This window comes from Streptomyces sp. NPDC054765 (assembly GCF_053612065.1).
In genome coordinates this window covers 20,399-27,942 of sequence record NZ_JBSHBP010000088.1, presented here as the reverse complement: position 1 = coordinate 27,942, position 7,544 = coordinate 20,399, and the positions used below count along the sequence as shown (strand labels likewise).

The following is a 7,544-nucleotide window of genomic DNA, read 5'->3' as shown; positions in this document are numbered from 1 at the left end:
CAGCCTCGGCTACCGCAGTCCCGCCGAATATGAGACCGCACTCGCAGCCTGACCACCACACCAATGGTGTCCGTCAAAGCGGAACAAGCTCAGTGCCGGCGGGGTGACCGCTCAGTCGGTCAGGTCGCCAAGGACTTCGACCTGACCGAGACCGCGGTGCGTGACTGGGTCAAGCAGGCCGAGGTCGACGCGGGCGAGCGGGACGGCCTGACCAGCAGCGAACGCGAGGGGACTGGAGCAGCAGCCGCCTGCACACCGTCTTCCGTGCGACCCTCGTCGCGCACCCACATCGTTGCCGTGCCCTGCGGATGGGTCACCCCCGCCATCCGAACCGTCAGCGCCAGAATCACCCGACCCGAAACCGAAGTCATGTCCATGCGGGGCCTCCTCGGCCGACGTGCCGCCCCGCTCTCCCCAGACCACGCTCGCCGGGCCCAGTCAGGTGTGCAGGCAGAACATCACCCCATCGAGCGAAGATCGCCCAGTATCCGAAATGTGGTTCGGAGCCCCATCCAGTGGCGGCAGTCAACAGGGCCGTTGGTTGGACAGACACGCCGTTCGGCCTAGTTCGCAGGGCCTGCGGGTGCGCTGGTCCTGTGGTGTCACACAGCCTGGCCGGGGGAGTCGCGGACAGGCCCTCCTCGGAGGAGGCGGTTGTGTCAGAGGACCGGGCGCGGGACCCCCAAGAGACCCGCGAGCTCGACAAGGTGCTGAGCGATCCTGGCTACCTCAAGTTGCTGGCGTTGTCCGGGTTGGTAGGTATCCCCGTTTCCCTGGCTGCTTTCGGGTTCCTCGTGCTGGAGCATGCCGCGCAGCACTGGCTCTGGGATGATATGCCGCACGCTCTCGGCTACTCCGCGGTTCCATGGTGGTGGCCTCTTCCGTTGCTGACCGTTGCGGGCCTGATCGTGGCCTGGGCCGTGTCCGTGTTCCCGGGGCGCGGCGGTCACCTCCCTGTGGAGGGGGTCGGCGGGGGCCCGGTCCTTCCGTCCGCGGTGCCCGGTGTGGTCGTGGCCGCGCTCGCGAGCCTGTCGCTGGGGGCGGTACTCGGACCCGAGGCGCCGTTGATGGCGCTGGGCAGCGGGCTGGCGCTGCTGGCCGTTCGGGCGGGCCGCCGCGCGCAGGCGCCACAGCTGACGGCGGTCCTGGGGACGGCCGGGGCGACCGCCGCGATCTCGGCGGTCTTCGGGAACCCGCTGGTGGCCGTCGTGCTCATCATTGAGGCGGCGGGGATCGGGGGCCCTCACCTGATTGCCTTGATCCTGCCGTGCACGCTCGCGAGTGGGCTTGGCGCCCTGGTGTTCACGGGTTTCGGGCGATGGACCGGCCTGGGTACCGGCTCACTCTCCCTTCCGGTACTGCCTCCCCGTGAGGCTCTGAGCCTCGGTGACTTCCTGTGGGGGATCCCACTTGCTGCGGCCATTGCGGTCGGCTCGGTGGCGGCGATGACGCTCGCCAGGAAGATTGCCGAGTGGACGGCGAAGCGGCCGACGTCCCGGACGGTGGCCTGCGCCGTCGCGGTCGGGGTGTTCGCCGCCGGGTACGGGTTGAGTACGGGCCGCTCGCCGGGCGAGGCGGCATTGTCGGGCCAGGCGACGCTGGCCGACCTGGCTGCTACACCACACGCCTGGCCCGTTTCAGCGCTGATTCTGCTGATGGTGTTCAAGGGGTTGGCCTGGACGTTCTCGCTGGCGGCCCTGCGCGGTGGACCGGTCTTTCCGGCACTGTTGCTCGGTGTGGCGGCCGCCGTGCTCTGCTCGCCGTTGCCCGGCTTCGGCTTGGCAACCGGGCTGGCTGTGGGACTGGCAGCAGCCGGCGCGGCGGTACTGCGCCTCCCGATCGCGGCGATCGTCCTGGCGACACTGCTCCTGGGGCCGGATGCAGTGGCGCAGATGCCCGTCCTCATCGTTGCCTCGGTGGTGTCCTTCGCGTGTGCGGAACTGCTGCGCACGCGTCGAACCCTGCGAGCGTCCGCTCCGTGAGGGCTCGCCGCTGAGCTCTGGTCCGAGCTTTCGTAGGTCCCTCACCAGCTCTGCCCACCCGCAGGGGCTGGAGCCGCCGGGTGGCTCAGTCCTCGTCTATGCCCACCGTGGGGGCGGCCAGGGCGCCTCGGCTCCGGATTGGGCGTAGGCCAGGTTCAGTGCGGCCGAGATGACGCCGAGATGGCTGAACCCCTGGGGGAAATTGCCGAGTTGCTCCGCGGTGTCGGGGTCGATCTCCTCTGCCAGCAGGCCGAGGTCGTTGGCGCAGTCCAGGACGCCGGAGAGGTACTTCTCTGCTTCTTCGGTGCGGCCGGCACGTGCCAGGGCGGACGCCGGCCACAGGGTGCAGAAGACGAACGTGCCTTCTTCGCCCGGCAGGCCGTCCGCCGCAAGGTAGCGGTAGACGTGGCCGTTGCGGGTCAACTCGGCTTCCGTCCGGTCGATCGTGGCGAGGACCCTGGGGTCGTTCGAAGGCAGGAAGCCGCGCAGGCTCACCTGCAGCGAGGATGCGTCGAGTGCGTCGTGGTCGAACGCCTGGAGGAACGCGCCGGTCTTGGGATCAACTCCCTTGGTCTCCACAGTCGTCCGAATCTCCTGGCGGGCTTGCTCCCAGCGCTCCCGCAACCCCGGCTCCTGAGCCAGCTCGGGGACCATGCCGAGGAGGCGGATGCCGCAGTCGACGGCGGTCCATGCCATCAGTTTGGAGAACACGAAATGCCGGCGCCCGCCACGGATCTCCCAGATACCCTCGTCGGGCTCCTGCCAGCGCTTGATGTTGAGGTCTACCACGTCGCGCAGGAACCGCGCGCCGCGCGGGGCGATGATCTGCCGTCCGTGCAGTTTCAGGAGGAGCAGTGTCGCTTCCAGCAGTTCGCCGTACGTGTCCAGCTGGACCTGGTCCCATGCGCCGTTTCCCACTCGGACCGGGCGAGAGGCGCGGTAGCCCTCCAGATGGTCCAGGTCGACCTCGTGCAGCAGCCGTTCACCGCCGATGCCGTACATGATCTGCAGGTCCTCGGCCCGGCCCGCGGTCGTGCGCAGCAGCCAGTCACCGAACCGTTCCGCTTCCTCCAGATACCCGATGGTGCCCAGAGCGCCCAGCATGGCCGCGGAGTCGCGCAGCCAGGTGTAGCGGTAGTCCCAGTTGCGTTCTCCGCCGATCTCTTCGGGGAGCGAGGTGGTGGGGGCCGCGGCCAGGGCGCCGGTCTCGTCGTAGATGAGTCCCTTGAGCACGAGCGCGCTACGGACCACGGCGTCGCGGTGGGCGCCCTGGTAGGTGCACCGCGCGGCCCAGTTGGTCCAGAATGCCACGGTCTCCGCCAGCCTGCCGTTCAGGTCGACGGGGGAATGACGCTCGATGGTCAGCGCCTCGGCCTGCGCGTAGGTGAGGGCCACGTGGGCGACCTGACCCTCCGTCAGGGACATCCGCGCGGTGCAGTTGCCGAGGTCGTCGACCTTGAGCGGTGCCAGCCCGCTCTGCAGAAGCAGGGAGTCCGGGCCGCCGGTGACCATGGCCAGATCCTCGTCGGTGAGTTCCATGTACGGGACGGTCATCCCGTACTCGAACCTGGGGGCGAACTCCAACTCCACGTCGACTGTGCCCGACACGCTGCGCACGGTGCGCAGCAGCAGCCCGTCCGGGGGCCGCCGTTCGACCCGGCCGGGGTGGGTGAGGTCCTCGCGCACCGGCAGGCAGTCCGTCACCGTGACGGCTCCGGTCGCTGTGTCGAAGCGGGTCTCCAGCACGTTCGTGTCCGGCAGGTAGCGACGGGTGGTGGTGAACTGCCCCGCTGGGGCGATGCGGAAGTAGCCGCCACGGTCCCGGTCCAGTATGCGGGCGAAGACCGATCGCCTGTCGAAGCGGTGGAAGCATGCCCATTCCACCGACGCGTCGCGGCTTACCAGCGCCACGGAGTGGCAGTCGCTGAGGAAGGCGTAGTCGGAGATCGGCGGGTAGTCGGTCTTGGCCATGTCGTCCATCTCCCTGCGCCTTTGCCCGGAGGACCTGGCGCTTTGCCCGGAGGACCTGGCCACGCACCCGGAATCTTGCCGTCGCCGGCCCATGTCATGGCGCACCGCTCAGGCAATGGGGCGGCGGCACCCCCTGTTGTCGTGGGCTGGTCAGTCCGCGCCCCAGATGTCCTCCAGGTAGCGGTTCACCTGGCGCAGTCCGGTGAACCAGGCGTCTGCGTCGCCCGCTGATGTGCCGGCGCGGCTGGCGAAGATGTCGGTGAAGGCGCGCCGTACGTCGGGCGCCATCCTGGTGGCGTCACCACAGACGAAGATCACGGCCTCATCCTGTAGCAACCGCCAGACCTCGTCGGCGTGTTCGGCGATGAGGTGCTGGACGTACGTCTTGGGCCTGCCCGGCACCCGCGAGAACGCCGGGTGCAGCCGTACGATCCCCAGCTGCTCGAAGTGCCGCAGCTCCTCCTCGTAGAGGAAGTCCCGTTCGGGGGTGCGGCAGCCGAAGAAGAGCAGTGACGGGGCGACTGGCACACCCTGCTCCGTCTGCGTGGCCCGCTCCTGCAGGAAGCCGCGGAAGGGTGCGAGGCCGGTGCCGCAGCCGATCATGATCATCGGGATGTGGGGGTTGTCCGGGGGCCGGAACGGGATCGTGGGCTTGCGGACGAAGGCGAAGACTGTGCTGTCGGGGTCGCTGTGAGCCAGGTGGTTGGAGCACACGCCGTGGAAGAGTCCGTGGCCGGATCGGGCTGGGGCCTCCAGCACGCCGGCGGTGATGCTGCAGACGTCCGGGGAGACCAGCGGTGAGGAGGAGATCGAGTAGTAGCGCGGGCGCAGTGGCGGCAGCAGCTCCAGGAAGGTGTCGAACGGCAGATGGCAGTCCGGGAACTCGCCGAAGAGGTCGAGCACCGACTTGCGCGGGGCGAGGACTCGTTCGTGGTAGTGCTCGCGGCTTTCGGGGTCGTCGGCGGCGAGGGTGAGCAGTTCGTCTCGTTGCTTGGGGTCATCGGTGTGGGCGGCCATGGCCTCCAGGTCGGAGCGGGTGGCCACGTCCTGCAGCTCGACGCAGCTTGCGAGCACGCCGATCAACGGCACGGCCTCGCCCGCCGGCAGGTGGCCGGGCACCCCGGCGGGGCCCGGCGCGATCGTGAGGTAGTTGCCAAGGTCCAGCTTGAAGTGCCGGCACACGCGCCATACCGCGTCGACCTGGTTGCGCGGCAGGACGCCGAGGTGGTCGCCCGCCTCGTAGGTCGTCCCTTCGGGTAGGGCGATCTCCAGGTGGCGGGTGGAACGTTCCGGCCGTCCGCCGTCGAAGTGCTGCAGCTCGCGGTTGACCCGTACGAAAGCGGGACGGGCACGGTAGGAGGTGACGACCGGGTTGGTCTCGCGTTTGTTGACCATCGAGATCGCCGGCCCGGACTTGGGTGCGGCGGCCTGACCGACCGTGGCCGACAGCGCCAGCGCCTCGGCGAGGTCCGGCCACAGCCCGGCGTGCCAGGCCCGGTACTGCGCGTCGAAGTCGCTCTTGGCGTCTCCCTCGCCGCGAGGGTGGACGCGGGTGGCACCGTGCGCCTCCAGCTCGGTGTCGACCAGGGTGGGGACGGTCTGGTAGGTCGCCGCCCAGTCGGAGTGTCCGCAACCGAAGACGGTGTAGCGCAGGGTGGAGCAGGCGTCCGCCGGGGTTGCCGGGTCCTGTAGCCAGCCGCAGAACCGGGCGGCATTGTCCGGCGCTGTGCCGTTGTACGAGGCGGTGACGACGAGGGTCGCGCCCTCGCGGGGCAGATCTCCGAGGTGGTCGTCGAGCGGGCCGAGCGTGACGTCGAAGCCGCGTTCCGTTCCCTCTCGTGCGAGCTGTTCCGCGATCCCTTCGGCGGTGCCCAGGTTGGAGCCGAACAGCACCACCAGCGGTGTACCGTGCGGCTCCACGGCGGGCACGGTGGCGGGCTCGGGCTTCGGCTCCTTCGCCGGTTCCGTTTCCACGGCGCGCGGCAAAGGCGCGGCGGCCGTCCGTCCAGCGAGTGGCCTGACCTGTACCTTGAGCCCGTCCGGCTTGATGGTGAGGGTCTGTTTGATCTTCAGCTGGTAGCCGAGGTGGTCGATCAGGTCGAAGCGCTGCAGCAGCATGCCGAGCACCAGCTGCGCCTCCTGCATCGCGAACTGCCGGCCGATGCAGGCCCGTTGTCCGGTGCCGAAGGGTTTGAAGGCGTTCGGCGGAAGCTGCGCCCGACGCTCCGGGCTGAAGTGCTCGGGGTCGAAGTCCTCGGCGTTCGGGCCCCAGATGTCGCGGTCCCGGTGGAGTGCGCCAGGGAGGATGGTCAGCGGGGTGCCGGGGGAGATCCGGTAGCGGCCGCCTATGGTCGTCTCCTCGTACGGGGTGCGGGTGAAGGCGGGCGCGGTCGGCCACAGCCGCAACGACTCGTCCAGCACCTGTGCGATGTAGGTGAGCCGGTGCACCTGCTCGTACGTCGGCGCGACCCCCATATCCGTGCCCAGGACCTCGTCGGCCTCGGCGCGTGCGCGCTCGACCACCTCGGGGTGCTTGAGCAGGAAGTGGGTGGCGAAGGAGAGCAGACCGCTGGTCGTCTCGTGACCGGCGATGAGAAAAGTGATGCACTGCGCCCGGATGTTCTCGTCCGGAAGCCGCTCGCCCGACTGCCGGTCCACACCGGCCAGCATGCAGCCGAGCAGGTCCTTGGTCCCGGTGTCCCCGGTCGCCCGCCGCCGCTGGATGAGCTGATCGACGATCCCGTTCATGAACGCGTTGTCCCGCTCGTACCGGCGCTGGGCGCGCTTGCGGACGCGATGGACGGCCGCGGGCAGCCGGGCCCGGCTCTGGGCCTCCAACAGGACCCGGGTCATGGCCTGGACGAACGGGTGCGGAGTTTCCCGGTAGAAGGAGTTGAGGCGATAGCCGAATCCACACAGCGCGACGGTGTCCAGGGTGAGGCGGGTCATGTCGTCCGACACGTCGACCTCGTCGTCCGGGTTGAGCCGGGACCACTTGTCCAACAGCTGCCCGGTCAGGTCCAGCATCATCGGCAGGTAGTCGCGCATCGCCTTCAGGCCGAACGGCGGCATCAGGATGTGGTGCGCCCGCTGCCACATCGGGTCGGCGGTGTCCGAGGTGAACAGCCCGTTGCCGATGGCCGAGCTCTGCAACTGCGTCAGCCCGCCGGCCACCAGCTTGTCGAAGCGCGCGTCGTCGCAGATCTCATCGACGAGATCGGCCCCGGAGACGAAGATCCGCTCACCGAGCGGCGTGCCCAGCCGGTAGATCGGCCCGTATTGACGAGCCAGTCGGATCGCGTGCTCGACGAAGTTCCGGTGCGCGATGTCCCGGAGATTCCCGATCAGCGGAAGCCCGGCAGGCGCAGGAATCGCCTCCGCACCGCCACCACTCAGCGTCGTCATCGCCATCACTCCCAGCAACCCGGGGAGCCGCCGCCCATGTATCGAGCCTCCCCCCGCGGTGCGGGGGCTGCAACAGCAGATGTGCTCGCGAAGACGGGGTCCACATCCCGTCCCTCTCACCGAGAACACTGGTCAGACCAGCGCGTTCTCAGTCATCACCCCCGCCATAGGGGCAGTGTGAGGGGT

The 7,544-nt window shown here is 69.2% G+C and carries 4 protein-coding genes; 1 reads left to right on the top strand and 3 read right to left on the bottom strand.

The window, feature by feature from the left end:
* Positions 1-119: 119 nt before the first annotated feature.
* Positions 120-377: a hypothetical protein gene (locus ACWGJY_RS34165; protein WP_453264767.1), complete on the bottom strand. Its 258-nt coding sequence runs from the start codon at positions 375-377 to the stop codon at positions 120-122.
* 279 nt (positions 378-656) lie between these two features.
* Between ACWGJY_RS34165 and ACWGJY_RS34160 the strand changes: the two genes are divergently transcribed.
* Positions 657-1,982 (top strand): chloride channel protein, encoded by a 1,326-nt coding sequence (locus tag ACWGJY_RS34160; RefSeq protein ID WP_453264766.1) that lies wholly within the window; start codon positions 657-659, stop codon positions 1,980-1,982.
* Between the two features lie 96 nt (positions 1,983-2,078).
* Here ACWGJY_RS34160 and ACWGJY_RS34155 read toward each other — a convergent pair whose 3' ends face one another.
* Both ACWGJY_RS34155 and ACWGJY_RS34150 read right to left on the bottom strand, forming a co-directional pair.
* A complete protein-coding gene (locus tag ACWGJY_RS34155; RefSeq protein ID WP_453264765.1) occupies positions 2,079-3,962 on the bottom strand; it encodes a glycoside hydrolase family 15 protein in 1,884 nt (627 codons plus the stop codon).
* 141 nt (positions 3,963-4,103) lie between these two features.
* Positions 4,104-7,358, bottom strand: a complete 3,255-nt coding sequence (locus tag ACWGJY_RS34150; RefSeq protein WP_453264764.1) for a bifunctional cytochrome P450/NADPH--P450 reductase — start codon at positions 7,356-7,358, stop codon at positions 4,104-4,106.
* Between the last annotated feature and the right edge of the window lie 186 nt (positions 7,359-7,544).